Source organism: Microbacterium sp. VKM Ac-2923 (genome assembly GCF_022815605.1).
Classification (GTDB): Bacteria; Actinomycetota; Actinomycetes; order Actinomycetales; family Microbacteriaceae; genus Microbacterium.
On the sequence record NZ_JALGRP010000016.1, the window covers coordinates 27,101 to 51,392 of the forward strand.

General features: G+C 69.2%; 33 protein-coding genes. 12 read left to right on the plus strand and 21 right to left on the minus strand.

The window, feature by feature from the left end:
• The first annotated feature begins 62 nt into the window (after window positions 1–62).
• Both MT347_RS17090 and MT347_RS17095 read left to right on the plus strand, forming a co-directional pair.
• A complete protein-coding gene (locus MT347_RS17090) occupies window positions 63–311 on the plus strand; it encodes a hypothetical protein (protein ID WP_104353531.1) in 249 nt (82 codons plus the stop codon).
• 132 nt (window positions 312–443) lie between these two features.
• Window positions 444–590 (plus strand): hypothetical protein, encoded by a 147-nt coding sequence (locus tag MT347_RS17095; RefSeq protein WP_159424192.1) that lies wholly within the window; start codon window positions 444–446, stop codon window positions 588–590.
• Between the two features lie 9 nt (window positions 591–599).
• On the opposite strand, the gene MT347_RS17100 is transcribed toward MT347_RS17095, so the two are convergent.
• From MT347_RS17100 to MT347_RS17120, 5 genes are read right to left on the minus strand one after another with little or no spacing between them, the layout of a single operon-like run.
• Entirely contained in the window at window positions 600–1,331 is a 732-nt protein-coding gene (locus MT347_RS17100) for a single-stranded DNA-binding protein (protein ID WP_159424191.1), read from the minus strand.
• Window positions 1,328–1,558 carry a glutaredoxin-like protein NrdH gene (gene nrdH / locus MT347_RS17105; RefSeq protein WP_159424215.1) on the minus strand — a complete coding sequence of 77 codons (231 nt, stop codon included), beginning with the start codon at window positions 1,556–1,558 and terminating at the stop codon, window positions 1,328–1,330. Before nrdH ends, MT347_RS17100 begins: the two co-directional genes overlap by 4 nt.
• Entirely contained in the window at window positions 1,555–1,821 is a 267-nt protein-coding gene (locus MT347_RS17110; RefSeq protein ID WP_159424190.1) for a hypothetical protein, read from the minus strand. Before MT347_RS17110 ends, nrdH begins: the two co-directional genes overlap by 4 nt.
• A complete protein-coding gene (locus MT347_RS17115) occupies window positions 1,818–2,078 on the minus strand; it encodes a hypothetical protein (RefSeq protein WP_216848815.1) in 261 nt (86 codons plus the stop codon). The genes MT347_RS17110 and MT347_RS17115 overlap by 4 nt, the downstream gene beginning before the upstream one ends.
• Window positions 2,079–2,106: 28 nt before the next feature.
• The gene (locus tag MT347_RS17120) at window positions 2,107–2,307 is read right to left on the minus strand and encodes a hypothetical protein (RefSeq protein ID WP_104277728.1); all 201 of its coding nucleotides are present in this window, start codon (window positions 2,305–2,307) and stop codon (window positions 2,107–2,109) included.
• A gap of 750 nt (window positions 2,308–3,057) precedes the next feature.
• Between MT347_RS17120 and MT347_RS17125 the strand changes: the two genes are divergently transcribed.
• From MT347_RS17125 to MT347_RS17140, 4 genes are all read left to right on the plus strand, one after another.
• Window positions 3,058–3,585, plus strand: coding sequence for a hypothetical protein (locus MT347_RS17125; protein WP_243502568.1), 528 nt, complete (start codon window positions 3,058–3,060; stop codon window positions 3,583–3,585).
• Between the two features lie 151 nt (window positions 3,586–3,736).
• Window positions 3,737–4,246, plus strand: a complete 510-nt coding sequence (locus MT347_RS17130) for a sigma-70 family RNA polymerase sigma factor (protein WP_056045897.1) — start codon at window positions 3,737–3,739, stop codon at window positions 4,244–4,246.
• Complete coding sequence (locus MT347_RS17135; protein WP_132437352.1) at window positions 4,243–4,953, plus strand: anti-sigma factor; 711 nt, start codon at window positions 4,243–4,245, stop codon at window positions 4,951–4,953. The genes MT347_RS17130 and MT347_RS17135 overlap by 4 nt, the downstream gene beginning before the upstream one ends.
• Window positions 4,954–5,021: 68 nt before the next feature.
• Window positions 5,022–5,480: an OsmC family protein gene (locus tag MT347_RS17140; protein ID WP_243502569.1), complete on the plus strand. Its 459-nt coding sequence runs from the start codon at window positions 5,022–5,024 to the stop codon at window positions 5,478–5,480.
• Between the two features lie 66 nt (window positions 5,481–5,546).
• On the opposite strand, the gene MT347_RS17145 is transcribed toward MT347_RS17140, so the two are convergent.
• Window positions 5,547–6,113 carry a uracil-DNA glycosylase family protein gene (locus tag MT347_RS17145; protein ID WP_243502570.1) on the minus strand — a complete coding sequence of 189 codons (567 nt, stop codon included), beginning with the start codon at window positions 6,111–6,113 and terminating at the stop codon, window positions 5,547–5,549.
• A gap of 18 nt (window positions 6,114–6,131) precedes the next feature.
• Window positions 6,132–7,292, minus strand: a complete 1,161-nt coding sequence (locus MT347_RS17150; protein ID WP_243502571.1) for a TDT family transporter — start codon at window positions 7,290–7,292, stop codon at window positions 6,132–6,134.
• 69 nt (window positions 7,293–7,361) lie between these two features.
• Here MT347_RS17150 and MT347_RS17155 point away from each other — a divergent pair, with 69 nt between their 5' ends.
• Window positions 7,362–8,267 (plus strand): LysR family transcriptional regulator, encoded by a 906-nt coding sequence (locus MT347_RS17155; RefSeq protein ID WP_123706064.1) that lies wholly within the window; start codon window positions 7,362–7,364, stop codon window positions 8,265–8,267.
• 440 nt (window positions 8,268–8,707) lie between these two features.
• Here the strand turns inward: MT347_RS17155 and MT347_RS17160 are convergent, their stop codons facing one another.
• The 10 genes from MT347_RS17160 to MT347_RS17205 form a co-directional block, all read right to left on the minus strand.
• Window positions 8,708–9,130 (minus strand): hypothetical protein, encoded by a 423-nt coding sequence (locus MT347_RS17160; RefSeq protein ID WP_056045796.1) that lies wholly within the window; start codon window positions 9,128–9,130, stop codon window positions 8,708–8,710.
• 69 nt (window positions 9,131–9,199) lie between these two features.
• On the minus strand, window positions 9,200–10,597 hold the full coding sequence (locus tag MT347_RS17165; RefSeq protein ID WP_243502572.1) for a ParB/RepB/Spo0J family partition protein: 1,398 nt from the start codon (window positions 10,595–10,597) through the stop codon (window positions 9,200–9,202).
• A gap of 398 nt (window positions 10,598–10,995) precedes the next feature.
• Window positions 10,996–11,556 carry a hypothetical protein gene (locus MT347_RS17170; RefSeq protein WP_055794437.1) on the minus strand — a complete coding sequence of 187 codons (561 nt, stop codon included), beginning with the start codon at window positions 11,554–11,556 and terminating at the stop codon, window positions 10,996–10,998.
• A 12-nt stretch (window positions 11,557–11,568) separates the two neighbouring features.
• A complete protein-coding gene (locus MT347_RS17175) occupies window positions 11,569–11,826 on the minus strand; it encodes a hypothetical protein (protein WP_055794438.1) in 258 nt (85 codons plus the stop codon).
• A 327-nt stretch (window positions 11,827–12,153) separates the two neighbouring features.
• Window positions 12,154–13,161, minus strand: a complete 1,008-nt coding sequence (locus MT347_RS17180; RefSeq protein WP_159424187.1) for a DUF3560 domain-containing protein — start codon at window positions 13,159–13,161, stop codon at window positions 12,154–12,156.
• Window positions 13,162–13,188: 27 nt separating this feature from the next.
• Window positions 13,189–13,554, minus strand: coding sequence for a hypothetical protein (locus MT347_RS17185; protein WP_159424186.1), 366 nt, complete (start codon window positions 13,552–13,554; stop codon window positions 13,189–13,191).
• A 343-nt stretch (window positions 13,555–13,897) separates the two neighbouring features.
• A complete protein-coding gene (locus MT347_RS17190; RefSeq protein ID WP_243502573.1) occupies window positions 13,898–14,911 on the minus strand; it encodes a zeta toxin family protein in 1,014 nt (337 codons plus the stop codon).
• On the minus strand, window positions 14,908–15,357 hold the full coding sequence (locus tag MT347_RS17195; RefSeq protein ID WP_159424184.1) for a hypothetical protein: 450 nt from the start codon (window positions 15,355–15,357) through the stop codon (window positions 14,908–14,910). The genes MT347_RS17190 and MT347_RS17195 overlap by 4 nt, the downstream gene beginning before the upstream one ends.
• A gap of 54 nt (window positions 15,358–15,411) precedes the next feature.
• On the minus strand, window positions 15,412–16,707 hold the full coding sequence (locus MT347_RS17200) for a Y-family DNA polymerase (protein WP_104353510.1): 1,296 nt from the start codon (window positions 16,705–16,707) through the stop codon (window positions 15,412–15,414).
• Window positions 16,697–17,146 (minus strand): LexA family transcriptional regulator, encoded by a 450-nt coding sequence (locus MT347_RS17205; RefSeq protein WP_104277457.1) that lies wholly within the window; start codon window positions 17,144–17,146, stop codon window positions 16,697–16,699. Before MT347_RS17205 ends, MT347_RS17200 begins: the two co-directional genes overlap by 11 nt.
• Window positions 17,147–17,335: 189 nt before the next feature.
• Here MT347_RS17205 and MT347_RS17210 point away from each other — a divergent pair, with 189 nt between their 5' ends.
• Both MT347_RS17210 and MT347_RS17215 read left to right on the plus strand, forming a co-directional pair.
• A complete protein-coding gene (locus MT347_RS17210) occupies window positions 17,336–18,094 on the plus strand; it encodes a ParA family protein (RefSeq protein ID WP_104277458.1) in 759 nt (252 codons plus the stop codon).
• On the plus strand, window positions 18,091–18,411 hold the full coding sequence (locus MT347_RS17215) for a hypothetical protein (protein ID WP_146083931.1): 321 nt from the start codon (window positions 18,091–18,093) through the stop codon (window positions 18,409–18,411). The genes MT347_RS17210 and MT347_RS17215 overlap by 4 nt, the downstream gene beginning before the upstream one ends.
• A 68-nt stretch (window positions 18,412–18,479) precedes the next feature.
• Here the strand turns inward: MT347_RS17215 and MT347_RS18500 are convergent, their stop codons facing one another.
• The 4 genes from MT347_RS18500 to MT347_RS17235 all read right to left on the minus strand — a co-directional run bounded on the left by MT347_RS18500 (window position 18,480) and on the right by MT347_RS17235 (window position 21,900).
• Window positions 18,480–19,607, minus strand: coding sequence for a S9 family peptidase (locus MT347_RS18500; protein WP_159424214.1), 1,128 nt, complete (start codon window positions 19,605–19,607; stop codon window positions 18,480–18,482).
• 5 nt (window positions 19,608–19,612) lie between these two features.
• Entirely contained in the window at window positions 19,613–20,566 is a 954-nt protein-coding gene (locus MT347_RS17225) for a hypothetical protein (protein ID WP_159424213.1), read from the minus strand.
• The gene (locus MT347_RS17230; RefSeq protein WP_159424212.1) at window positions 20,563–21,105 is read right to left on the minus strand and encodes a hypothetical protein; all 543 of its coding nucleotides are present in this window, start codon (window positions 21,103–21,105) and stop codon (window positions 20,563–20,565) included. The genes MT347_RS17225 and MT347_RS17230 overlap by 4 nt, the downstream gene beginning before the upstream one ends.
• A gap of 96 nt (window positions 21,106–21,201) precedes the next feature.
• On the minus strand, window positions 21,202–21,900 hold the full coding sequence (locus tag MT347_RS17235) for a helix-turn-helix transcriptional regulator (protein WP_104277462.1): 699 nt from the start codon (window positions 21,898–21,900) through the stop codon (window positions 21,202–21,204).
• 135 nt (window positions 21,901–22,035) lie between these two features.
• Here MT347_RS17235 and MT347_RS17240 point away from each other — a divergent pair, with 135 nt between their 5' ends.
• From MT347_RS17240 to MT347_RS17250, 3 genes are all read left to right on the plus strand, one after another.
• A complete protein-coding gene (locus MT347_RS17240; protein WP_146086139.1) occupies window positions 22,036–22,572 on the plus strand; it encodes a hypothetical protein in 537 nt (178 codons plus the stop codon).
• 25 nt (window positions 22,573–22,597) lie between these two features.
• Window positions 22,598–23,737, plus strand: a complete 1,140-nt coding sequence (locus tag MT347_RS17245; RefSeq protein WP_159424211.1) for a hypothetical protein — start codon at window positions 22,598–22,600, stop codon at window positions 23,735–23,737.
• Between the two features lie 72 nt (window positions 23,738–23,809).
• Window positions 23,810–24,115: a hypothetical protein gene (locus MT347_RS17250; protein WP_104277465.1), complete on the plus strand. Its 306-nt coding sequence runs from the start codon at window positions 23,810–23,812 to the stop codon at window positions 24,113–24,115.
• Window positions 24,116–24,292: the final 177 nt, after the last annotated feature.

The window sequence follows — 24,292 nt, forward strand, 5'->3', positions numbered from 1 at the left end:
TCACACGGCAACGCGGACGTCTCGTCGTGGACACGTCCAGCCTGCGGTGAGAGGGTGAGGGCATGTCGAAGCCTCGGACCAAGCTGGCGCGTGCCGCGCTGATCAGCAACGGCATGGTCTGGTTCGGGTTGTCGCTGATGCTCTTCTCCATCGCCGGCGAGCAGACCTATGCGGCCTTCAACGGCACGTGGTTGAACGTGCTCGGCTGGTCGTTGATCGTCCTCGTCGCCGCGGGTCTGGCGGTGGTCGGTGTGATCGAGAACCGGAACATCCGGGCGGGGAAGAAGTTCAAACCGCGTCCTCGCAGCTGACTCCCGCTCGAGCACGAGGCCGTTCCACGTGCTCGGGTGGGGGGTCGAGGGGGCTCTCCCCCTCGTGGGCCGGCGCCGCCGGTCCGCCGCCCTCTAGGCGCCCACGTCGGCCTCGGGTGCGACGATGGGAGCATGTGGGAACTGGCACACCGGACGCGCGCTGAATCGGCATCGACGGTGGTGCAGAGCAACGCGGCGACGTCGGCCGCGGCGATCGCGGAAGTGCGCGCGGCGATCCCGGAGGATCACGTCATCCTCTACGTGCTCCGGATCGGCTGAGCGGTCGCGCTACTCCGCTGCGGGCGCAGCGCTGCGGCGCGGTGCGCGCTGCGTGGTCGTCGTGACGACGGCGGTCGCGCGTGTCAGGTTGGGGCCGATCGCATCAGCTTCGAGGACGCGGCCGGTGCGGCGGTTCTCACCCTCACCCCAAGAGACGGTGCGCTCGTAGCCGACGACGATCACGGCGTCTCCCTTCTGGAGGGAGGCCAGCACGTGCTCGCCCAGCTCGAACTTCGCTTCCACGAAGTGAGTCGTGGGCGCCTCGTGCGGGGTCCATTCGCCGCCGCGGTATTCGCCGGTGTTCTCGATGACGCGCAGCTTCACGATCTGCACGCGGCCCGCCTGCACGGCCTCGGGGTCGGTGGCGAGGTTCCCGGTGATCGTCCTGGTGCTCATCTGTCGTCTCCTGCTCGTGCGGTTCGTGGGTCCCATCGCCGTCGACGGGCTCGGGGTCGCGGGCTCGGCCGCGGGGGTGTCTGCGGGCTCCTCGGTGGGCAGCTCGATCCCCCAGGATGCGAGCGCTTCGCGCCGGGTGATTTCCACGGGCGGCTCGGACAGCGCTCTGCGCTGTTCGAGCTCGGCGCGGGTCACGTACTGACCGGGGATGCGGCGTTCGTCGCCGTAGGCGGCGCGGTAGAGCCGGTCGGCGTCGTTCTCCAGCCGGTCCACCTCGGCCTGACGGTCCGCGAATCCGGCGAGGTATCCGGCGCGGAACTCGTCGCCTGGGATGTCGCCGGTCATGCCGCGTGCTTCTCGATGAGGTCAGGACGGAACCCCGACCAGTGGTCCTGATCGCTGGCGACGACGACGGGAGCGGCGGAGTAGCCCAGCTCCTCCATGACGTACTCGAGCGCGGCCGGGTTGGTCGTGAGGTCCACGACCTCGTACTCGATGCCCTTCGCGTCGAGCGCGCGGTAGGTCGCGGTGCACTGCACGCACGACGGCTTCGAGTAGACCGTGAGCATCAGTCGGCCCACCCGTCCGACTCGTCGCCGCGGTGCGGGTCGTGCTCGTCGTTGAGCCGGGTCCAGGCGTGCAGCTCGGCCCACTGCTCGGCGGCGTCGGTGTGTCCTGCCTCGGTGAGGAGGTCGATGATCGGCGTCGCGCGTGCGCACGTGAGCGTCGGGGCGATCGCTTCCGCGACGGCGGGGTCCGAGAGAGTCACCGCGAACGTCGCCACGGCCGCCTGGTAGATCGCCACCGCGTCGGGGGTGGCCTGCTGCTCGCTCATCGCTCCGATCCTCCCTCAGCGTGGTGCCGATCGCCCTCGTCGTCGTCCGTGGCGTGCTCCGCGATCCACAGGTCCGCGGCCTCGTCACGTCCGAATGCTCGCAGGAGTCCGGCCAGCGCGTCGACCTCGGCACAGCTGAGTCGGACGGCCAGGTCGTCGGCGGTGTCCCCGTGGGAGAACACGGAGGCGAACTCGGCAACCGCGTCGAGGAGGGTCGGCTCCTCCGCCGCGGGGCTGGTGGTGATGGTGTCTGACATGGCGTTTCCTCCTCGATGGTGGTGCGGGCTACTGCTGGGTGCGGGTGAGGGTGTCCACGAACATGACGCCCTCGGTTCCGGGGATCGTGGCGGTGTGCGCGAGCGCCCAGCCGTTGCGTGCGTGGGCGGCAAGGTCCTCGTCGCGCTCCGCGATCTTGCGGAACTGGGTGCGCATCCCCTCCTCGGTGGCGGCCGGGACGAAGGTGCTGACGGTCGTGATCTGCTGCATTTCTCTTCCTCTTCCTCATCGTTTTTTTGCCATGATTCTCAATCAGGTTTGTCAAGCCAGCGGGGGTGGTCTGGCTCGCCTGTTCTTCCTTCTCTCCCAGCGTTTTTTTGCCTGGAAGGCACGTAGTGCCGAGCAGAGGCGGAGGCGGGAGCGCAACCCGGAGGGCGGCGGAGGAGAGGTTGTCGGCGCGATGTGAGGGAGCGCAGCGACCGCGTGGCGGGAACCTCGGAGGAGCCGGCCGCGCAGCGGCTTGCGTGGACGCCGCAGGCCCGTACGCTGCCGAAGGCTTCCAGGCAAAAATGCGCGCAGCGCACACCACAGCGCCGACCGAGGTCGGCGTCTGCTTGCTTGCGGAGACTTCCGCCGAGGGGGTTCGATCGGCCAGAGGACGAGCCTCTACTGGGAGGCTGTCTGCTCTTGAGCAGGAGCGCGCCGAGTGGCGTCCGCCTCGTGGCGATACAGCGAAGCCCGATCCCACCTGACGAGGTGGCCCGGATCCTCAGCAGTACGGCCGCGGGTACCGTTCCCTGGCGGTCTGCGTGCTCGTTCGCCTCGGTCTGCGCGGGGATGGAGAGCAGCGCGCTGCCTCGGGCCTTCACGCGAAGGAGCGCGCAACGGATCGTCGCTCTCGCTGAAGCCGCCCGCCGCGCGGATGCTCTCCCAGCGATCTTCTCGCCTCGTTGAACGTCCGCGACTGCTGTGTCGTGTCCTCGGTGGGACCACCTCGGCCCCCGCACTACAGGAGGCATCATGCTCAAGCGAATCGCGACCACTGTGACCACTGCGGCGTTCGCCGCCGTCCTTCTCGCCGGATGCTCGACGGCCGCCGGCTCGGCCGCCTCGTCGGAAGCGCCGGCCGACAGCCCTTCCGCCACCGCCTCCGCCTCCGCTGAGACGGCGGCTCTCACGACGGCGTCCTCGCCGCTGGGCGAGATCATCACGGACGAGGCCGGCTCCACCGTCTACACGTTCACGAAGGACACGCAGAACTCGGGCAGCAGCAGCTGCTACGACGAGTGCGCCACGACCTGGCCGGCCGTGTCGGCGTCCAGCACGACCGCCGCGGACGGGATCACCGCAGAGGTCGGCTCGATCACGCGCACCGACGGGACGACCCAGCTGACCGTCGACGGATGGCCGGTCTACCGGTTCGCGAAGGACACCGCACCGGGCCAGGTCAACGGGCAGGGTGTGAAGGACGCCTGGTACGTCCTCCTCCCCGACGGCACGATGAACAAGGAAGCCGCGGCCATGAGCACCTCCACCCCGGCGTCCTGATGCGACGGCGACCCGTCCCCGCGCGCAGCGATGCGCATCGCCCGGACGGGTCGCCGGTTCTCGACAGGCAAGGACGGAAAGGGATGACCGGCAGTGATCGCAGCAACCGAGATGAGGGAGCGCGCCGTGGCGCTTCGAGGCGGTGAGCACTGTGCCCCGCCCCGTCGATGAGCTCCTGGCCGCGCTGTACGAGAGTCACGGCCCGGCGTTGCGACGCTTCGTGCAGAACCTCACTCGGAACGCGGCGCTGACGGAGGACGTCGTGCAGGAGACGATGGTCCGGGCCTGGCAGCGCCCGCAGGTCCTCGAACGCGACGCCGACGCCGCGCGCGCGTGGCTGTTCACCGTCGCCCGCAACCTCGTCATCGACGACGCCCGCTCCGCTCGGAGCCGACGCGAAGTGCCGGCGAAGGACGAGGACGGCGGCGGCGCCGTCCCCGATCGCACCGACGCGGTCCTGGACAGCATCCTCGTCGCCGACGCTCTCGCCTCGCTGTCGGTGGAGCATCGTCGGATCGTGGTGGACGCGTACTTCCTCGGACACACCGTCCCCGAGATCGCCCGCCGGCACTCCATCCCCGAGGGAACAGCGAAATCCCGATTGCACTACGGACTGCGCGGACTGCGACTGGCTCTGCAGGAAAGGGGCGTCACCCGATGAACGACCACCACGGAAGCTCTGCGACGGAGGACGAGTACCGCGACTGGGACGCGTCCTACGTCCTCGGCGCTCTCCCCGCGGATCAGCGACTCGAGTACGAGCAGCACCTCAGCGGCTGCGCGGCCTGCCGCGCGGCCGTGGCAGAGCTGGCAGGACTGCCCGGCATCGTCGGTCGCCTCTCCGTCGAGGACGCTCTCGCCATCAGCGCATCGGACGACGGCGAGGAGGCGCCGCCGTCGATGGTGACGCTGCCCGCCATCGCCCACCGTGTCCGGACGCGCCGACGTCGGCGCCGGCTGGTGACGTCCCTCGCCGTCGCGGCCGCCGTCACCGCCTCCGTCTTCGGAGGCGTCGCTCTCGGCACGGGCATCGCGGGCGCTCCCGTGGCGAGCGAGGCGACCCTCGAACCGATGGACCCGATCGCGGCCGATCCCGCTCTCGCTGCGGACATCGAGGTCGAGGGGAAGCCGTGGGGCACCCGGCTGGAGTGGAGCTGCACTTACAGTGGTGACGCGCCCGCCGACGCGGAGTACGAACTCGTGATCACCCGCACAGACGGCAGCACGATCACCGTCGCCACCTGGACGGCGGCCGGGCAGCGCGCCGTCGACCTGGCGGCGTCCACGGGCATCGCCCGGTCGGAGATCACCGGTGTCGACATCAGGGTCCGCGGCACGAACACTCCCCTCGTCCGCACCGACACCTGAGACACCATCCACCCGCAGGAGACACCGACACTGCCCGCGGTGCCGCGGACACCGGACAGGAGCAGACCATGAGCACCGAGACCACACCGCTGCACATCACCCGCGAGGGCCCGAGAAGCTTCATCGGCCGCAACGCGCGAGGAGCCGAGGTCCGCATCGGCGGGTCGGACGCCGACGGCGTGTTCTCGCCCGGCGAGCTGCTGCACCTCGCCCTCGCCGCCTGCGGCATGCTCTCCTCGGACCACCTCCTCGCCAGCCGACTCGGAGCCGACTTCGAAGCGACCACCGACATCACCGCGACCAAGCCCGAGAACGAGGACCGCTACGACTCCATCACCGCCGTGATCCGCGCCGACCTGTCGGCGCTCGATCCCGAGCGGATCGCCTCACTGTCCGAACGCACCCACCGGGCCGTGGATCGCCAGTGCACCGTCGGCCACACGCTCGAGCACGGCGCGGCGTACACCGTCGACATCGTGGACGACCAGGCCGCTCCCGTCAGCGGTCCGCGGACCGGGACCGTCTGAGATCAGCGCCTCATCGGTCACGACGACCGGTGCCGACCGAGCCGCGGACGTCTCCCTTCAGTGCCGTCAGTCTGCGATTCGCCGACCGGATCCGAGACGATTCGCGAGGCGGAGCGCGTTCACGGAGCGGAGGTGCTGGTCGGCGCGGTGACGTCCGTTGGCCGGTGAGGGGTGCGGTGCCGCGAGTACGGGGACGACACGGGGATCATCGTGCAGGGTCAGATAGCGCATGACCCCGTCGAGCGCCACGGTCCCGTAGGTGACGACGGCGCCGAGCGCGGGCAGCAGCTCCAGCAGCTCACCGAGCGCGAGCCGACCCTCCTCGATGTCCGCGGGGCCGACGCGGCCAGGGATCTCCCACGGGATGAGGTTCCATCGGAGGTAGTGGTCGCGGGAGAGTCCGGACTCGATTCGGGCCGCCCGGAACGCGGCGGCGGTGGGCCCGAGGTTGTCCTCACTGCAGACGGCAGCGGATCCCGCGGCGATCGTCCGAGGGCCGGGTGACTGCATCAGCACCAGGACGCGACTGGCGGTGCCGCCGGAGCAGGGATCGAAGCCCGGAACGAAGCGTCCGGTCGCGTCCGCGGTACTCCGCCAGGTCTCGGCGAGGGCGTTCAGGGTTCCGACATCCACGATGGTCCTCGATCCCGGTCAGGCCGGCCGCGGTGGTGCGAGCAGGGTTCCGCGGATCACGGAACCGTGGAACGTGCGGGCGGCGACGAAGATCCACGCGGCGACCAGGCCGACGTAGTAGAGCACCGCGAGGCCGGCGACAACCGTGAGACCGGAGTGCAGGGCGAGGCCGTTCAGTCCGGTGACGCAGGTGCCGACGGGGAACGTGAACGACCACCACGTCAGGCTGAACGGCAGGTGCTCCTTCGCGGTGCGGAGGGTGATCGCGAGGGCGATGACGGTCCAGAGCAGTGCGAAGCCGAGCATCGCGAAGCCGTACACCAGAGCCACGACCAGCAGCGCACGCGCCATGCCGGCGTCCACGACGGTGGGCGCGTTCGAGGCGAGCAGATTCACAGCGGTGATCGACTGTCCGACCGGACCGAGGACGATCCACAGCGTCGGCACCATCCCCGCCGCTCCGACCTTGTGCTGCGCGAGCCGGTTCCAGATCAGGGTGATCACCACCAGCGACGCGACCAGGCTGAGGCCGAAGAAGCCGTAGCAGGACCACAGGAGCGTCTCCCGCGCTTGCCCGGCGGGCGCGTACGGCAGCAGCAGTGCGCCGGTGGAAGCGGACACCATCGGCGGAACGATCGGCATCAGCCAGCCGCCGAACGCCGAATCGGGCTTGTTCTCATGCCGGGTGAACGCGAGGTAGGGCACCAGGACCGCCGTCACCAGCCCGCCGAGAGTCCCCGCACCCCAGAGCACCCAGTCGATGGTGACAGCGGCCGGCAGGCCGATCCAGTCCTTGCCGAGGAGGAGGGTCCCCGCGCCGACAGTGAGGAACGCCATGGGCGGCGCGCCGTAGAAGTGCGAGAGCACGGGATTCAGGTGGTGCCTCACCGCTGTACCGCGGTAGCGGACCCAGTGCAGCCCGGTCGCGACCGTCAGCGCGACGAGCAGCAGCGCGGCGATCGCCCAGACGACGGTGGCCCCGGTGCGGAGTCCGGGGAACTGGAGTGGCAGGGACGCGGCGGCGACCGCGACGATGCCGGTGCCCATGATCGACGCGAACCAGTTCGGCGTCAGGTTCGACACGATCAGTCCCGGATGCTCCAACTCCCGGAACAAGCGCCTCGACCGCGGAGGATGCCCGATCGAGGAAGATGCGCGGGCGGGGGAGAAAGTTGTCATGCCTCCAGCCTGAGCATCGCCGGCACCAGCCGATACAGCGATCGTCTTGGCGGGGCACAATGAGGGCTTGTGGCGACGCGGCGATTGACGGACCGGATCCTGGATCTCGACACGCTGGAGGTGCTCGAACGCATCGCCGAGGCGGGCTCGCTCTCCCGCGCCGCCGAAGACCTCGGCGTCACCCAGCAGGCCGTCTCGGCGCGTCTGCGGGTCGCGGAGCGCGCCATCGGGCAGCCGCTCGTGCGCCGCTCTCCGACCGGGTCCCTGATGACCGACGCGGGCCGGCTCGTGCTCGAGCTGGCCGGCCCGGTCCTCGAGGCGTCCCGCCGCCTCGAGGCGGGCGCGGCAGCACTGCGACAACCGACCGGCTCACTGGTCCTCGCGGCGTCGCAGACCATCGCCGAACTGCTGCTCCCACGCTGGCTCCTCGAATTCCGACAGCGCACACCCGAGGTGAGTGTGCAGCTGATCGCCGGCAATTCAGCCACGGTCACAGAGCTCGTGAGATCCGGTGCCGCGCAACTCGGATTCGTCGAGACACCAGCGTCCACGGCCACGCTCTCCTCTCACGTGGTCACGGAGGACGAACTCGCTGTCGTCGTGGCACCCGACCACCCCTGGGCACGCGCGGCGAGTATCAGCGCCGAGGACTTGGCCGGCACCGCACTGCTGACACGAGAGGAAGGCTCCGGCACCCGGACGACCCTCGAAGCATGGCTCCACGACGCCGGGCTCGCACCCACGACTCCCGCCGCGATCCTGGAGACGACGGCGATCATCCGAGCGAACGCCCGCGCCGGCATCGCGCCCGCCGTCATGAGCATCCTCACCGTCGAAGCAGATCTCGCCGCGCGCTCACTGATACGAGTGCCCCTCCGCGGACCAGCACTCGTGCGACCTCTCCGCGCCATCTGGTCCGATCGCATCGGGTCGTCCGCGGCGGCGTTCCTGGAGATCGCGCACGAGATGCGCTGACCGGTGCACGGCTCGTCGCAACGCCGATCACGCCAGCGGCCGTGTCTGCTCGAGCTGGAAGGCGGTTTTCCGCCTTAGCAACCGGAGGGCGCAGTGCAACCCGCAGGGCGAGGGGGGAGAGAGTTTCGGCGCGAAATAAGGGAGCGCAGCGACCGCGTGCTGAAAGTCTCGGAGGAGTCGGTGGCGCAGCCACTTGAACGGAGCCCGTAGGTAGCTACGACCGCAGCGAAGCGGAGGGAGCCGCCGAAGGCTTCACGGCAAAAAAGGGTGTGAGCCCGCAGGGCGACCAACGGCGGCCGGCGCAGCCGGTCGACCTCCGGGCGTCGCTCCGTCGACGCTGCGCGGGCGGAGCTCGCGCCCCGCCGCCGGCGGAACATCGGGGAGTGTGAGGGGGTCGCCCCTCACGGGCCGGCCCGGTCCGGGGCGGCCCGCGCCCGCGCTCAGAGGGTGAGGGTGTGCAGGATCAGGACGGTGGAGCCGATGGGCTTTCCGAAGTCGGTGTAGTCGAGGGTTTCGCGGCGGTTGCTGATGAGGTCCAGGGCCACCAGCTCCTCCTCGGACTCATCGCTCATGCCGCCCGGGTCGTCCTCCCACTCGCGGAGGGTCTGACGATCGGCGTCGAGGACTCTCCACAGCCCCCAGACGTGGGCGACGGGGCCGGTCGTCTCGTACTTGAACACGAGGGCGGTAGCGGTGGGCCAGGCGTGCGCGGCCGCGGCGACGATCAGCGCTCGCGCGGCCGCGGCGATCGCGTCGAGGTCGCCGGTCGCGGTGGCGGCGGCGACGGCGGCTTGCGCATCGCGCAGCGCCGGGGTGTGTCCCCACACGTCGACGTCGACGGCGGGTGTCGTGGTGGTGGTCATGGCGGGCCTTTCTGCAGGAGTCGGGAGCGGGGGTGCGGGGACCGGCGGATGCCGGTCCCCGCGGAGCGGCTAGCTGATCCCGGCGGCGTTAGCCGGGGTGCTCTCGCCCGTGACGACCTGCTCGACCGGGGAGAGCGCGTACTCCCACGCAGCGAGCTGGCGGAAGTGGGCGGCGGCGCGCTCGTCACCGCGTCGCCACGACTCCTTGCTCGTGTTCGCCTCCTGACCTCCGAGCACGACGGCCAGCGCGACCAGCCGGGCCTTCGCCGGGTTCGCCTCGACCAGCGCGGCGAGAGCGTCGGTGCGGTAGCCGGAGGGGCGGTCGATGCCGAGCAGCGTGTGGGCGAGGTCGCTGCCGTTGCTCATCCCCGACGACACCGCAAACCGGTGCGCGGTGAGCCCGAGAGCGATCACCCGATCCGCATCCTTCGGAAGCGTCTTGCGGCTGAGGAACGTGGCGATCCACTGGCGGCGGACCGTCTCGGCGGCAGTCCACGCCTTGTTGTTGGCGATGAGCACCTTCCGCTCGGCGGACTTCTCGACGCGCTCCTCCTCCGCCTCCTCGGGGGTGAGCGCCGCGGCGGGCACGTCGCCGCGGTAGGCGTAGGTGAATCCGGCCTCCGTGGGCTCCTGCACGAAGTGGGTCACGTCGATGTCGCCGTTCCAGCGGGTGTCGATGAGAGCCCCGCGAACCGGGATCGCGGCGATGTGCTCGGCGGTGACCTGCTCCCCGTCGGCGGTGCGGAGCTTGCGGAGGGCGACCCACGGGCTGCCCTCGCCGTAGGCGTCGGAGCGGGTGAGCACCTGGAAGCCGTTCGCGATCTGCTCCTGCTCGACGGCGGCGAGGCGTGCCTTCTCCGCGGCGTCCTCGCGGAGGCTCTGCGCGGTGTGCTCGAACTGGGTCGGGTCGTTGGTCGCGACCTCGATCAGGTGGGCGCGGGCGTCGGCGTCGTCCTCGAACTCCAACAGCACCGCGGCCTGGTCGAGAGTCAGCTCGTGCTCGTGGAGAACGGACGTGACGGTCGCGGACTCCGCGACGGCGAGGCCCTTCTTCACCGCGTCGGTCTTGGTTCCGGTGCGCTTGGCGATCTGCGAGGCGGTGATGCCCTCGAACGCGAGCTGCGCCCAGGCGGCGGTGCGATCCGCGGTGCTGAGTTCGGCGCGCTGGTCGTTCTCGATGATCTGCTGAATGATCCGGTCCGCGGTGGTGTCGTCGCCCTCCACGACGTAGACGGGGACCGTGGCGACTCCGGCCTCGCGTGCGGCGAGGGTGCGGCGCTGGCCTGCGCGGACGATGACGTTTCCGTGCTCGTCGCGGCGGGCAAGGATCGGGGTGATGACGCCGTTCTCGCGGATCGACGCGACGAAATCGCGTGTCACGGGGGCGCTGGTGCGCACGTTCGCCTCGATGACGAGGGTGGTCGGGTCGATGTGCTGAACGGTCCCGGTTCCGGTGGTGATAGTCACGATGGTTTCTCCTTGATCGGTGTGCGACCATTGAGGCGACGGGTTCCGTGGTGCTTCATTCACTACGGGGCTTTTGTCGTCTTCCTGATCGTTTTTCTTTGCCTCTCCGGCGAGTGAAAACCAATTGAGTGGAGTCGGCGGAGTGACGCCGATCACGGGCGAAATAAGCCCGCAGGGCGCGTCCGGGATCGGTGGCACGTAGCCGATGGAGCGAGATAGGTTGAAACCGCGGAGAGGTGAAGAAAACGGGGAATCCTGCCGCGTAGCGGCACCTCACCGGCGGTGCTCCGTCACCGCTGCGCGGGCGGAGCTCGCGCCCCGCCGAAGGTGGAACACCGGGGAGCGCGAGGGGGTCGCCCCTCGTGGCCGGCCCGAAGGCCGGCCCCTCCCCCGCTGGGTCAGTTCCAGCTCTCGGTCCAACCCTCGGGCGGGACGACGGCGTGCGGCTCGCCTGCGGCGTGGAGGTAGTACAGGGTGCTGCTGTAGTCGTCGTCTCCGCGGGTCATGCTCATCTGCTGGTGCTCGGCGTCCGTCTCGGCGGTGCTCCACCTGGTCGACACGTCCACGGCGTACAGGTCGCCGGAGTCGGTGACGAGCTGGCCGCATGCGGGGCAGCGCAGCGCGGGGTACGTCTCCCCGTCATCGGTCACCGTCTCGACGGTGAGGACGGGGGCCGCGGCCCACACCTGCTGGTGCAAGCTCTCGATCGTGGCGAGCATCGCGTCTGCGGTCGGGACGGGCGACAGGAACGCGATCAGCGCGGCCGCGTAGTCGCTTCCGTCGTCGGTGACGGGGAACCCGCCCGGGCATCCCTCCCCGGGCAGGGTCAGGGTGTTGCGGACGTGCGCGAGGATCTCGGCGTCCGTGGCGGCGGCGTCCTCGTCGGACTCCGCGCGGCGGGTGGTGAGGATGAGGGCGAGCTGTTCGGCGCTCGCGCGGCCGGTATCAGTGCGAGTCATGGTCAGGTCCTCTCAGCGGCTCAGGAACGGGGCGACGCGGCGGATCGCTGCGCGGCGAGCGTGGGTGACGCAGTGGCGGAACGAGCCGCTGGTGATGCCGTGCAGCTGGTCGGAGTGCCACGCCTCCCAGACGCCGGAGGGACGACGGGTGACGAGCACGGAGGGCGTCGTCTTGGGGTCGGTGCCCACGACGCGGATGCTGACCGCGCGAGTGTTGGCGAGCGTGAGATAGGTCTTGGCCGTGGTCTGCAAGTCGGTGGCGGTCTGCATGGTGTGGGTGCTCCCTCTGGCTGATCGTTTTTCTTTGCCTCTCCGGCGGGGAAAACCGTTTGAGTGGAGGCGGCGCAGTGACGCTGATAGCGGGCGAAATAAGCCCGCAGGGCGCGTCCGATAGCGGCGGCACGGAGCCGATGGAGCGAAATAGGTTGAAACCGCGGAGAGGTGAAGAAAACGCGGAGAATGGGCCGCATCGCGGCCTCCGATCGGCGGTGCTCCGTCGCCGCTGCGCGAGTGCAGCTCGCGCCCCGGAACGGGACATCCGGGGAGTGTGAGGGGGTCGCCCCTCACGGGCCGGCCCGGGGGCCGGCCCTCGCCTGCTCAGCTCGCGGCGGCCGTCTCGGCGGCTGCCTTCTCGGCGGCCGCGGCGCGGGCTGTCTCGACCTCGGCGGCGGTGTGGTGTCCCTGCACGTCGGCGTAGTTGACCTTGTAGGGGCGGGTTCCGTCGTTCCAGTCGAGCGCGACGGTCACGCTCTTGGGGTTCACGCGGGTCACGACGTGCCAGCCGAAACGGTGCTTGATCATGTCGCCCTTGGCGATCGTGTCGCGGCTGTGGATCGTGACTTCCCCGGCGGCGGCCTGCGCCTCGCGGACGGCGGTCCAGTAGGCGTGCTCGTCCTCGAGCTGCGCGCGCTGGGTGATCAGCCGCTCCCGGTAGGCGCCGGTCGCGGGCGCGGTCGTCTCGATGTAGCCGCCGCCGAAGTTGTGCGAGCTGCCCTCGATCTTCCGGCTGTACCCGCGAATGTCGGTCGCGATCCGCTCGATGCGGCGGGCGACCATCCCGGGCGCGTACCGGTGATCGGTGGTCTTGGCGGCGACGTCGGCGCGGGCGCGGGCGCGGGTGGCTTCGCGGTCGGCCTCGACGCTGCGGCCCATCGCGGCATCCGCCTTGGCGATCGCGTTACGGTGCCGGTTCTCGGAGTGGTGGCCGATCTTGATCGGCTCGCCGCCCTCGGGCAGCCGGTCGAGTGCGCGGCGCGCGGCCGCGTCGGCGGTGTCGGCGTCCGCGGCTCGCCGGTCGGCCTTCGCGTCGAGCGCGTCGACGCGGGCGGCCTGGCGCTCGATCTTGTCTGCCTCGGCCTCGGCGGTCGGGCGGAACGTCTCGTCGGCCTCGATCGTGACCTCGTGCCCGGCCTCGCGCAGGGCAGTCGCGGCGCGGTTGATGGTCCACCACTTCGGCAGGCGGTCGCGGGACTGCGGGACGTACCAGGCGCCGATGGAGCGGCCCCAGCGCCAGCCGGACGCCTTGAGGATCTCGGCGGTGCCGTCGCCGCGGCTGGTGCCCTCGATGAGGGTTCCGGCTTCGGGGGTGTGGGTGATGGTGAGCATGTCGGTTCTCCTTCTCGGTTCGGGGGTTCAGGCGTTGTCGCGGTAGTCGGCGGGCGTCTCGCTGCGGTCGTGCAGTGCGTAGGCGGCCGGGTACAGGTCGAGCGCTCGCGCGACGTCGACCGGGACGACGACGTAGGCGCCGGAGGCCATGTAGCCGACGCGATCCGCGGGCACCGGGTCGACGGGCTCGAAGTGCTGCAACGTCACCCCGGGAAGCCCCGCGCGACCCTCGCGGGTGACCAGGCGAACGGCGGGGGTCTGCTCGGTCACCGGGTCGCGGCCACCGGCGCCGACGATGACCACCTGACGGGCGGTCCGGCTGATGCCCTCCGCCCCGGGTCCGTGGTACTCGCTCTTGATGACCTCGGTACGGGTGCCGCGCTGCTGGCTCATGGTGTCTCTCCCTCTGGCTGATCGTTTTTCTTTGCCTCTCCGGCGGGGAAGACCGTTTGAGTGGAGGCGGCGGAGTGACGCCGATTCCGGGCGAAATAAGCCCGCAGGGCGCGTCCGGGATCGGTGGCACGCAGCCGATGGAGCGAAATAGGTTGAGACCGCGGAGAGGTGAAGAAAACGCGGAGAATGGGCCGCTGTGCGGCCTCCTCACGGCGTCGCGGAGCGACGCTGCGCGAGGACCCTCGCGCCCCCGGAACGGGTGTCTAAGACGCGCCCTGCGGGGTACAGGGCATGACAGAGCGCCCGGCACGCGAACCGCGTCGGGCGTGATCGTGCGGGCCGACTAGCGGCCGAGGCCTCCGAGTTCGGGGCCGCGGGCCGGCTTCCGGGTCGTGGGGAAGCTCTGAGCGGCTGCGGCGCGTGTCTGCACGAGGGCCGTGTCGACCAGGGGCCGTCCGAACGCGGTGCGGGACTTGTCGACGTCGATCGTGCGCGGTTGTCCCTCGCCGGGGGTGTTGAACCGGCGGAACCGCATCACGGTCGCTCCGGTTTCTGCAAGTTGTTCAGCGGCGAACTCCGGGAGGGAGCGACCCTCGGGGCCGGCGTAGACGTTGCGCGCGTACTCGCTGGGCACCCATCGGCCGCCGAGCTCGTCGGCGCCGGCGAGGGCGCGTTCGTAGGACTGCTGCCACCGTCCGGCGATGCGCGCTTCCGACAGCTCGAACGGCACCTCGACGTCGATCACTTCGACGCTGTAGCCGGCGGCCGCAAACCGTTGCCCCAGCTCGACTGCCTTCTCGGGCGAGGAGAGCACGGTGTCGATCACGACGTTCTGGCCGTCTCGCATCGCCACGTCGCGGAGCTGGGTAGCGAGTATCGAGGATTCTTCGTGCACGAGGGAGGCCAGCTCGAGCGGGAAGAACTTCTCCCCCGTCGCCTCGGCGGCGCGGACTTCCGGCGGCAGAATGGCGCGGTCGTAGCTGCCGTCCTTGATCGCCTCGGTAAGCAGCGCCCGCTTGAACTCGTCGGCATCGACGGTGAGCCACGCGCTGCGGTCGGCGCCGAGCACGTCCGCGAGGACCGTCGATTTTCCCGCTCCTGGCGGGCCGGCGAGGATGATCGCCTTCTTCTCCGAACGCACATCGGGGAAGTGGGCGCGGTACTCGTCCACGAGGCGGGCGTGCAGGAGTCGGCGGGCAGCGCGAGGCTGGACCGACCCATTCGACTCCCGGGTGAACCACTCTCGGTTGTTGACCGTCGCGTGCTCACTCGCAGGGCTCAGCGGGCCTCCCGCCCGAGCCCACGCGCGCACCGTCTCCCGGTGCGCGGCGATCGCTGACGAGTCCTGCCCCGTCACCGACCTTGCTCGCTGTAGCGGTCAAGGATCTCGTCGTACGCGGCCGCGTCGATCAGGTGCTCAGTGAGCGCACGTCCCACTTCTTCGAACTCCCCCGGGTCCAAAGTCGTCCAGTCGTAGCCGTCGCTGGGCGATCCGGGACGATACGGCCAGCGGCCAAGCTCATCGATGACCTGCTCCCGCGTCAGCTCTCCCGCGTCGTAGCGCTGGGCAATCTCGTAGGGCGTCGCGCCGGAGAATCCGGGACGCACGTCGGGCACCGCGGCCGCGGACTTCAACGCGCTGTTGACCGAGGGCTGCGAGATACCGATGTCGCGCGCGAGCTGCGACTGCGTGGTGCCTTCGGCCGCCGTGCGCAACGCGCGGAGGTACGACACGCGAGTCACGACCTGCAAGCTGCGCAGCCGGCGAACAGTGTCCCCATTGGGCCTCTCAGCGATCGACACGGCAACCACCTCCTATAGAACATTCTATCTCAGCGCGAGAGCCGCCGACAGTGGTTACCGTGCGTGCGCTGTTGCCAGCTCTCCCCAGTGCGTTGTCGCGCGCAGTGACAGCGCTTCGCGTTTCATCGTCCATACCGGTCCCTTGCGGATGCCGGCGAGGCCGAGCCCGACCGCGGAGCGGCCGTGACGCTTCGTCACGGCGTCGATCGTGGCGCCGATGCCCTTGGTGTCGAAGTCGTTGTCGAACACGTCGAGCAGGGCGTGAGAGCCCTTCGCGGACAGGTTGGTGAGGATCACGCCGGCGCGCACGTAGCGCGCGCCTTCGCGCAGTCTGGGCACGAGGGTGCCGGTGGCGGCCTTGACGATAGTCACCGGATCGTCGGTGGGGACGGGGAAGCCAGCCATGCCGCCGGCGGACTCGTAGGGCGCGTCGGCGTAGGGCGACGTCGACGCGAACACGCTCATCGTCTTGGTGACCGACCCCTGCGCTCGGAGGCGGTGCGCGGCGCGCTGCGCGTAGACGGAGAGCACCTGTTCCATGTCCGCGATCGTCGTCACGGGTGAGGAGAACGAGCGCGAGAAGATCAGCTGGTCCCGAACCGTGCGTGCGGCCTCGAGCGGGATGCAGTCGATTCCGCGCAGCTCGTAGACGGAGCGCTGCAAGACGACGGAGAACTTCTTGCGGATGAGCGCGGGGTCCGCGTCGCGGAGGTCGCGGATCGTGTGGATGTTCAGCTCTGCGAGGCGCTTGGCGGTGCGGCCAGCGACGCCCCACAGCTCGGTGACGTGCTGGGAGGCCATGAGGCCGTCCATCTGCTCGGGTGTGTACCAATCGGTGTCGCACACTCCCCCGAGGCTCGGGTGCTTCTTCGCCCCGCCCTTGTTGACGAACTTCGCGAGAGTCTTGCTCGGCCCGAAGCCGACGCACACCGGCAGGCCGACGTTCTTCGCGACGGCCGCGCGCATTGCTCGGCCGATCTTCTCCCGCTCCGTCACATCGCCGTCGACTCCGACGAAGCTCTCATCGATCGAGTACACCTCCTGCCAGGCGGAGTACCGGCCCAGCAGCTCCATGACGCGCGCGGACAGCTCGCCGTACAGCTCGTAGTTGCTCGAGCGGGCGATGACCTCCGGGAGTCGGCCGGCTCTGATCAGAGGTTCGATCTTGAACCAGGGGGTGCCGTTCTCGATGCCGAGCTGCTTCACCTCGTCGGAGCGGGCGACCACGCAGCCGTCGTTGTTCGACAGGACGACGACGGGCCGCCCGCTCAGCTTGGGATCGAACAGGCGCTCGCACGACACGTAGAAGGAATTGACGTCGATGAGGCCGATGCGGCGCTCAGAGCGCACGGTGGAGCCGGTGCAGGCAGACGGTGACGACGCCCCACACCTGGAGGTCGCTCAGCTCGGGGACGACGATCGGGGGATAGTCGGGGTTCTCGGCACGCAGCACCACTCCCCCGCGGTGCAGTTCGAGCCGCTTGACGGTCAGCTCGCCGTCGAGAATCGCGATGACGACGCTGCCGTGGGTCGGTGTGATCGAGCGGTCGACCACGAGCTCGTCGCCGTCGCTGATGCCGGCGCCGGTCATGCTCTCGCCGGACACGCGGACGATGAACGTCGAGGTCTTGTCGCGGATCAGGTGGTCGTTGAGGTCAAGAGAGCCGTCGAAGTAGTCCTGCGCCGGCGACGGGAAGCCTGCGGCCACCGCGTCGCCGGTGACGAGGAAGGCGATGGAGACGGCCTCCTCGGCCGGTGTGGCTATGCGGTCCACGACGGTGACGCTCATGCCACCCTCCCTCGCTTAGTCGAACGTGTGTTCGAACGCGTTCGAGTGTATGTCGACTCCACCGACATGCGATCACGGCCCAGGCGGCGGGCGGCTCGACAGGTTTCGGTCGGGCGTGTTCTATCCAGATACCTATATAGGTATCTGGGTAGCTTGCTATCTGTGTAGGTATCAAGATAGGTTGCGACCATGCAGACGATGATGATCTACAGCGAGAGCGGTGGTGCGACCAAGAGCACCACCGCCGTCTCCCTGGCGACAGTGGCGGCGGAGGACGGCAAGCGCGTCATCCTGATCGACCTCGACCCGCGCGGGGCGACGACCAAGTGGCTCGACGCGCAGCCCGTCGACGTCGGCCTCGACGTCGGCGCGATCCTCGGCAACCAGGACCCGCGGGGGTGGGCGGACGAGCTGGCCGTGCCGTCACCGTTCCACGAGAACCTTCGAGTCATCCCGTCCGACCGCAGCGTGAGTGCCCGCGAGACGGACGACCCGGGGGAGGTCGGGCATCGTCTGGCCGACTCGCTCGAGGGAGTGCCTGCCGACCTGGTGATCATCGACTGCCCGAACCGCCAGGGCGGCTCACTGATCTTCAACGCTCTGACGGCGGCCGAATCGGTGATCTACGCGGCCACGCCGACCGCGGACGGCGTAGACGGGTTCCTGGGGGCACAGGAGAGCGTGATGCGCTACAACGCCACCAGCGGCCGCCAGGCGGTCGCTGAGGCCGGCATCATCGTCGGCGGCTACAAGGAGACGGTAACGCCGCGCGAGGCGACCCACAGCATCGAGCAGATGCGGGGGACGGGCCTTCTGCTGACGCCGCTCATTCCACATCGGACGATCGTGGGGGAGGTCCGGTACTCGCACGACTGGTACGGCCGCTTCCGCAAGGGAGCCCCCGTCGCCCAGGCATACCGAGAACTCGCACGAAAGGTGATCCGATGACCAACGAGGACCGCCCCCAGAGCCTTCCCGCTCGACGGGCACAGCCGGCGCCGGACCGGCGCGACCCGATCGACTCGAAGCCGCGCCCGGCGCCGGCTCCTGCTGTGGCCGCACCGGCGACGTCGGCCCCGGCGCGAACGGGTGCCACGGCTCCTCGTTCTCGGCCGCGGAAGGCGCCTACGGAGGTTCTGCACGCCGATATCGAGGCGGAGCTGTCGTACTACGTCGAGGACCTGCGCGTCGCAACAGGACGAACCAAGCGCGACATTGTGGAGTCGGCGCTGCGCGAGTACCGCGATCGCAACCCGCTGGCCTAGCCAGCCGCGTGGTACTAGATAGCCAGATACCTATATAGGTATCTGGCTATCTTGCTTTTGACGGGGCGTCAGAGCGTGGCTGCGCACCAGGTTGTGACGGCCTTCTCGAAGACAGCCGGGTCAGCGTTCCATTCGAGGGCGTGAGCGGAGGGCCGGGCGGGCACGAGAGGAGCCTGCTCGTGCGTCTGGCTGAACGCACGGGAGTCGCTGAACGGGGTGGTGCGGTCACCTTCGGAGTGGATCAGGAGTGCGGGCACGGGGACTTGCACTGACGCTCGGGTCCAGTCGAGAGCGTGGAAGTCCAACGGAACCGGCGACCCGAGGAGGCGGCTGAGGATCGGCGTCGCGAGGGCGGCTATGGCCGCGGAGGCGATGACGCGGGGGACGCCGGCATTGGCGGCGCTGTAGAGCACGCTGCTGCGCCAGCTGAGGACGGGGGAGACGAGGATCAGCCCGGCGATCTGCGAGCGGTGCGCCGAGCTCGTAGCGAGGCGCAGAGCGATCGACGCTCCGCTCGACCAGCCCACGAGCAGGACGCGGCGGGCTCCGCGCTCGAGCGCGAGAGCGATCGCGGCGTCGACGTCGGGCCACTCCGTCTGCCCCAGGGTGAAGGCATCCAGCGGCGCAGGCGGGCCTTCTCCGTCGCCTCGGAACGAGGGGACCAGTGAGGTGTACCCGGTCCTTCTGAGGGCGTGAACGGAGCGGAAAGCGCCGTCTCGTCCGGACAGGCTGCCGTGAACGTGGATCGCCCAGGTGCTCGCGGCGTCTCCGTCGCCGGGGAACAACCACGCGGGCGCGTCGCCCAGCTCAGTTGCGACCGGAACCTCCCGGGCCTCGGGGTCAAGTTCTTTCGCCGTGGCAAACACGTTGCCGATTGGTCGGCTGACGGAGCCGGCGGCGGGGGAGGGGCTGCCGGGAGGGACGGTCAGCGTTCGCTCGATGCCGTCCGCTCCGGTGCGCAGAATCGGGCCGAGAACAGCGTGCCGAGATTCGTCGTCGTAGAGCAGCCCGAGGGTACCGTCCTGCTTGGTGATCGGCGTGGGCGCGAGCACGATGCGATCGGGCGCCGGAACGGCGGCGATTGGTGTCGGCTTGCTGCGCTGGGGTCGGATGACGCGGCCGGCCACGGTCGCGACGATCCCGACGCCGGCGGCACCGACGACGGCGGCGGGGATCGCGATCCAGAGGGCTCCCACGAGGGCTACGCGGCCTTCCCGATGCCGTTGCCGCCGATGACCCGAGGGGTGAATGCCCGGTCGGGTGAGATGAGCGCCCGCAGGCGCTCGAGCGCAGCACACGCGGCGGGAGTGAGGTCGATGTCCCCTCGAACCTGAGCGTTCTTGGTGCTCACGAGCACCTGCTGAGCGTGAGCGATGAGTCGGCGCTCTCCGAGATAGGTGGTGATGGTCGGCCGCTCAATGAGGTTGTGGCGGACGGCGTAGCGCGACGCGCGAGCGACGACGAGGCGGTGGCGGATGGGGAGAACGATCGCGGTCCATCCGATGCCCAGCATGATGATGAGCAGCCCGAGGAAGAAGGGGATTTCTGCAGCGTTCCATGCGGAGTAGCGGAAGGCGTCTCCGCCGTATCCGAAGTGCGAGGCGGTAAGGAAGCCGATTTCGATCAGGCATCCCACGGTTGTCACGGCGAAGCCGGTGGTGAACACGACCTGCACTCCGCGCCAGTTGCGGCGGGCGTTGATGATCGAGGAGACGGACAACCACACGAGAGTCGCCATGTAGGCCGATCCGTAGAGCCACACGGCCGTCTGGTCGAGGCGATCGATGATGAAGTCCTTGCTCGTGTCTCCGCGGTCGCGGATGAGCAGGAACGGGACGATGTAAGAGCCGAACATGAGGGCGAGGCCCCACCGGCTGCCGATGCGGCCTTCGCCGCCGGCGCGACGTCCGAGAGCTTCACGGAAGAACCAGAATGCGGACGTGGCCGCGAGGTCGCGGACGAGGGTGATCACGTTGGATCCACCCAACAGGGTGTCGTAGTTGTCGAACGGGACTGGCCAGCCGTAGGTGGAGAGGGCGACGATGCCGCTGACGGTGGCCCAGAACGCGGGGCGACCGGCGGGTGACGCGATGGCACGGGGCGCGCGCACCATCACCAGGGCGATGAGGAGCGCGAGGCATACCTGCTGGATCATCCGAAATACGTTTCTTCGGTCGTCCTATTGAGTGTTTGGATGCGGCGGACCATGGCGAAGGCTACTTCTTCGATTGCAATCTCCGCCTTGGCTTCCACACTGTCCGGATCGTCGGTAGGCGCGCAGAGGTGCGTGGCGCCGGCCCTGCGGTCGGGGTGCACCAGGCGCGGGATCTGCTCGCTGAACCAGGCGTCGGGAGCGTAGACGAAGAGGATGTGAGCGAGCTCGTGGCAGGCGTTCTGGCTTTGGTAGTGCAGCTCGTCGCTCTCTCGGCAGACGACGGTGCCGAACTCGGCCGTGTCGATCCACAAGCCGGTGACCGTTTTGAGGGCAGTGCTGGCGGAGGCGATCAAGTAGATGGGCTTGCCGTAGACCTTCTCGACAGCCGCTTGCAGGTCATCCCACGTCGCGGCCGCGGGAAGGGCGAGCTGCGCTACGAACTCGTCGGCGGCTTGGACGATGGAGCCGCTGCGACCCTGGCCGTTGCGGCGGAGCATCCGCCACCGGCCGCGGCCTCGTTCCGTGGAGTCTGACGCCATAGGTGGACTCCGTTCGCCTGGCCGGGACAAGCTCATCCACTTTAGACGGCATTGCGCGCAGGGCGAAGCTGCGAGCCCGGCGGGGCGGAGCGTGCGCTAGCGGCGCAGCTCGGTGACGATTTCGGAGACGACGGCAGCGATGCCGCGCAGCTCGGCGGGCTCAATCGTGCCGAGGGAGCGCGCAGCGACGCGCTCGATGCCGAGGGTGCGCATGGCACCGTCGAATCCCAGCCGCGCCTCCACGGCTTCGACCAGCTCGGGATCGTCGCGAAGGAGGTAGTCAGGGTCGATGTCGAGTGCTTCGGCCACGGCGAAGAGTACGTCGACTCTCGGCGCGGAGGGGAGTTGCCCGGTCATGAGCAGGCCCCATTCTTGGCGGTCGATCGAGGCCCCGCTGAGGAGAAGGATCTCGGAGATTTTGGTGCGGGAAGAGGTCGCATCGAGGCCACGTGAGTTGAAAACGAGCGAGAGACGGCGCGCCAGTTCGGCGGGCCGGAGTGCGCTGGATTCTTCACCCGTGGTGTTTCCGTCTACGACGTAGCCAACCAACTCCTTGAAGGCTACGCGCCCGCGAAGTTGCTTCACGAGTGCATCCAGGTCGGCGTTGGTGGCGTGCACGAGGGCAAGAAGTACCGGTACCGGCATATCTCGCTCGCCCTTGATGTAGCGGAGGACGGTCCGATAGGGGAGGCCGGCTCTTTCGGCCGCGGCCTTCACGTTGAAACCGGCTTCGTAGATGGCGCTCTTGACGGCCTCGCCTATTGCGGCATTGACGTTCGTTGAGTCCACCTCCACACCACGATTCTAGGTCGGCGGGTGTCGCCTGCCGTCAGTGTAGACAGGCAGTGTCCCATTTGGGCAACTCGCGAGTGTCCAAACGGGCATTTCTGGTCTAGGTTGGTGCTCACGGCGATGAAGGGGACCACCGGCATGAAGCACACACGGCAGCGCAACAGCGTTCAGCTCGGCGCGGTCGCCGTCGCAGTCGGGCTCGCCTTGGCGGGTTGCTCGAGCAGCGAACCGGCGGTGCAAACGTCCTCAGGCTCGACTCCTTCTGTATCGGCCACGCCCTCCGTTGAGGCATCCGCTGAGGAGACGCCCGATGCCGAGTCGGTGCCGCACGACCACGACGCCGAAGCTGACCCGGATGCCGAAACCGACTCGACGGCTCTCGCGACCCGCGCAGTGACACTGTTCTGTCGTCCGTCCCTCGACTACGACACGTGGATCGCTGAGCTGTACCCGGTGCTGTCGCAGGCTGCGGCGGTTGCTTACGAAACCGTCGACCCGGCGAACGTGCCCTGCACGGGCGTCACCGGTACCGCGCAGATTCGGGACACCGACGGTGCCTACACCGCGCGCGTCCTGGTCCCCACGGATGCCGGCGACTACTCGGTGTACGTGCACCGCCCCCTCGACACCTCTCCGTGGGCTGTCGAGCAGATCACCCCCTTGGCATCGGAGTAACCCGGTGGCGAAGGGGGGAGTGGGGGTGCTGGCAGCGATCATGGTGCCCGTCGTCGCGATCGCGATGCTCCTGTGGGTGCTGTTCTTCGGCGGCTCGGCCGCTGCGGCATGTCTGCCGGGCGGGGGACCGGTCAACGTGGCCGCGATCCCGGCAGATGCTCGAGTCGGTGGCTACGGCCACGATCAGCTCGTCAACGCGGGCCTGATCGTCAACGCCGGGGCCGCGAAGGGCCTCGGCGCGGACGGGCAGACGCTCGGCGTGCAGACGGCGATCGGTGAGTCCTCGCTGGTGAACATCAACTACGGGGACGGGGCGATCAACCCGGACGGCTCGGTCGCTGACTCGATCGGCCTGTTCCAGCAGCAGTCGAGCTGGGGCACCGTCGAGCAGCGCATGGACCCCACGACCTCCGCGGGCTTCTTCTACGACCGCCTCGTGGCAGTCGAGGGCTGGCAGACGATGGAGCCCTCCATCGCGATCAACAAAGTCCAGCGCAACGCCGACCCGAACCACTACACGAAGTACCGCGCCGACGCCGTGGCGATCATGGCCTACCTCGCCGGCCTCGGCAGCACCCCGGCCGCGACGACCGGGGCCGCAGTGCCCGTGTCGACGTCGACAGCCACGCCGCCCCCCGTGGCCGCCGGATGCGCGGCTATCTCCGGCGATGCGCAAGCTCTCGCGCAGGGCCTCGTGAAGGCGATGGATGAGGGGCGTCTGCGCTTCCTCGAGGACCGCTACGCGCAGCAGGTCCGCGACGTCGCCGCGGGCACCGCGTCGGCAGACTGCGGCCTCGACGTCCGCATCCTCCAGATCATCACCATTGCGCTGAACACGTTCGACACGGTGGGCGTCTCCGACCTCAACCGCAAGTGCACGAACGAGACCGGGCTAGGGGCGGGCACCGCCTCCTCCCACTACATCGACGGCGGCGGTCACGCGGTGGACTTCACCGCATTCAACGGCACCGCCACTACGGGCTGCGACGCGAACGCCTTGCAGCTGCTCAGCGTCCTCGACCCCCAGGTGCCGAACGGCTCGCGGGCCGGCCAGATCCAGTGCCGCTCGACCCACTACACGAACATCGGCGGGTTCTACGACACCCCGAACCACCTGCACTTCGACATGGGCTTCACCGACGCCCCTCTCACCCTCGCCGGATAACCGGACCTTCTCGGCGCCCCAACCGGCGGCACCGATAACCCCGCACCACCAACCAAGAAAACGGAGCACACCATGTCTGTTCTCGCTCTCTCCTCCGAGCTGATCACCGCCGCCGGCGCCCTCGCCGGTGTCGTGCCCGACCCGGGCCCCGGCGGCATGCCCCCCGGGTTCGAGGCCTTCACCACCGTCATGGGCTGGGCCAAGTGGGTCGGCCTCGGCGTCGCCGTCGTCGGCCTGATCATCCTCGGCGTCACCATGACCGTCTCCGCCCGCCGCGGCGAAGGCGGAGAAATCGGCGGCTGGCTCGGCCGCCTGCTCGTCGGCGTGATCATCGTGTCCGCCGCGTTCACGATCGTTGGCTTCCTGATGGGCGCGTAGCGTCCCGGGGAAACCAACCGATCAACGAAAGGCACGACGTCATGAGCGACACGGGATCCCGCAGCCCCTTCACCAGTCGAGGATTCATCTTCGGAGCGATCATCTTCGGAGTCCTCGTACTGGCGGCGATTCTGCTCGCTGTCACGTCCCTCGGCGGTGGGGGGGGGGGGGGGGGCG

What these genes read in the sequence shown, in the direction of transcription:
- MT347_RS17090 (WP_104353531.1), top strand. Translation starts at nt 63, where the DNA reads ATGTCGAAGCCTCGGACCAAGCTGGCGCGTGCCGCGCTGATCAGCAAC.
- MT347_RS17095 (WP_159424192.1), top strand. Translation starts at nt 444, where the DNA reads ATGTGGGAACTGGCACACCGGACGCGCGCTGAATCGGCATCGACGGTG.
- MT347_RS17100 (WP_159424191.1), bottom strand. Translation starts at nt 1,331, where the DNA reads ATGACCGGCGACATCCCAGGCGACGAGTTCCGCGCCGGATACCTCGCC.
- MT347_RS17110 (WP_159424190.1), bottom strand. Translation starts at nt 1,821, where the DNA reads ATGAGCGAGCAGCAGGCCACCCCCGACGCGGTGGCGATCTACCAGGCG.
- MT347_RS17115 (WP_216848815.1), bottom strand. Translation starts at nt 2,078, where the DNA reads ATGTCAGACACCATCACCACCAGCCCCGCGGCGGAGGAGCCGACCCTC.
- MT347_RS17120 (WP_104277728.1), bottom strand. Translation starts at nt 2,307, where the DNA reads ATGCAGCAGATCACGACCGTCAGCACCTTCGTCCCGGCCGCCACCGAG.
- MT347_RS17125 (WP_243502568.1), top strand. Translation starts at nt 3,058, where the DNA reads ATGCTCAAGCGAATCGCGACCACTGTGACCACTGCGGCGTTCGCCGCC.
- MT347_RS17135 (WP_132437352.1), top strand. Translation starts at nt 4,243, where the DNA reads ATGAACGACCACCACGGAAGCTCTGCGACGGAGGACGAGTACCGCGAC.
- MT347_RS17140 (WP_243502569.1), top strand. Translation starts at nt 5,022, where the DNA reads ATGAGCACCGAGACCACACCGCTGCACATCACCCGCGAGGGCCCGAGA.
- MT347_RS17150 (WP_243502571.1), bottom strand. Translation starts at nt 7,292, where the DNA reads ATGACAACTTTCTCCCCCGCCCGCGCATCTTCCTCGATCGGGCATCCT.
- MT347_RS17160 (WP_056045796.1), bottom strand. Translation starts at nt 9,130, where the DNA reads ATGACCACCACCACGACACCCGCCGTCGACGTCGACGTGTGGGGACAC.
- MT347_RS17170 (WP_055794437.1), bottom strand. Translation starts at nt 11,556, where the DNA reads ATGACTCGCACTGATACCGGCCGCGCGAGCGCCGAACAGCTCGCCCTC.
- MT347_RS17175 (WP_055794438.1), bottom strand. Translation starts at nt 11,826, where the DNA reads ATGCAGACCGCCACCGACTTGCAGACCACGGCCAAGACCTATCTCACG.
- MT347_RS17180 (WP_159424187.1), bottom strand. Translation starts at nt 13,161, where the DNA reads ATGCTCACCATCACCCACACCCCCGAAGCCGGAACCCTCATCGAGGGC.
- MT347_RS17185 (WP_159424186.1), bottom strand. Translation starts at nt 13,554, where the DNA reads ATGAGCCAGCAGCGCGGCACCCGTACCGAGGTCATCAAGAGCGAGTAC.
- MT347_RS17205 (WP_104277457.1), bottom strand. Translation starts at nt 17,146, where the DNA reads ATGAGCGTCACCGTCGTGGACCGCATAGCCACACCGGCCGAGGAGGCC.
- MT347_RS17210 (WP_104277458.1), top strand. Translation starts at nt 17,336, where the DNA reads ATGCAGACGATGATGATCTACAGCGAGAGCGGTGGTGCGACCAAGAGC.
- MT347_RS17215 (WP_146083931.1), top strand. Translation starts at nt 18,091, where the DNA reads ATGACCAACGAGGACCGCCCCCAGAGCCTTCCCGCTCGACGGGCACAG.
- MT347_RS17225 (WP_159424213.1), bottom strand. Translation starts at nt 20,566, where the DNA reads ATGATCCAGCAGGTATGCCTCGCGCTCCTCATCGCCCTGGTGATGGTG.
- MT347_RS17230 (WP_159424212.1), bottom strand. Translation starts at nt 21,105, where the DNA reads ATGGCGTCAGACTCCACGGAACGAGGCCGCGGCCGGTGGCGGATGCTC.
- MT347_RS17240 (WP_146086139.1), top strand. Translation starts at nt 22,036, where the DNA reads ATGAAGCACACACGGCAGCGCAACAGCGTTCAGCTCGGCGCGGTCGCC.
- MT347_RS17250 (WP_104277465.1), top strand. Translation starts at nt 23,810, where the DNA reads ATGTCTGTTCTCGCTCTCTCCTCCGAGCTGATCACCGCCGCCGGCGCC.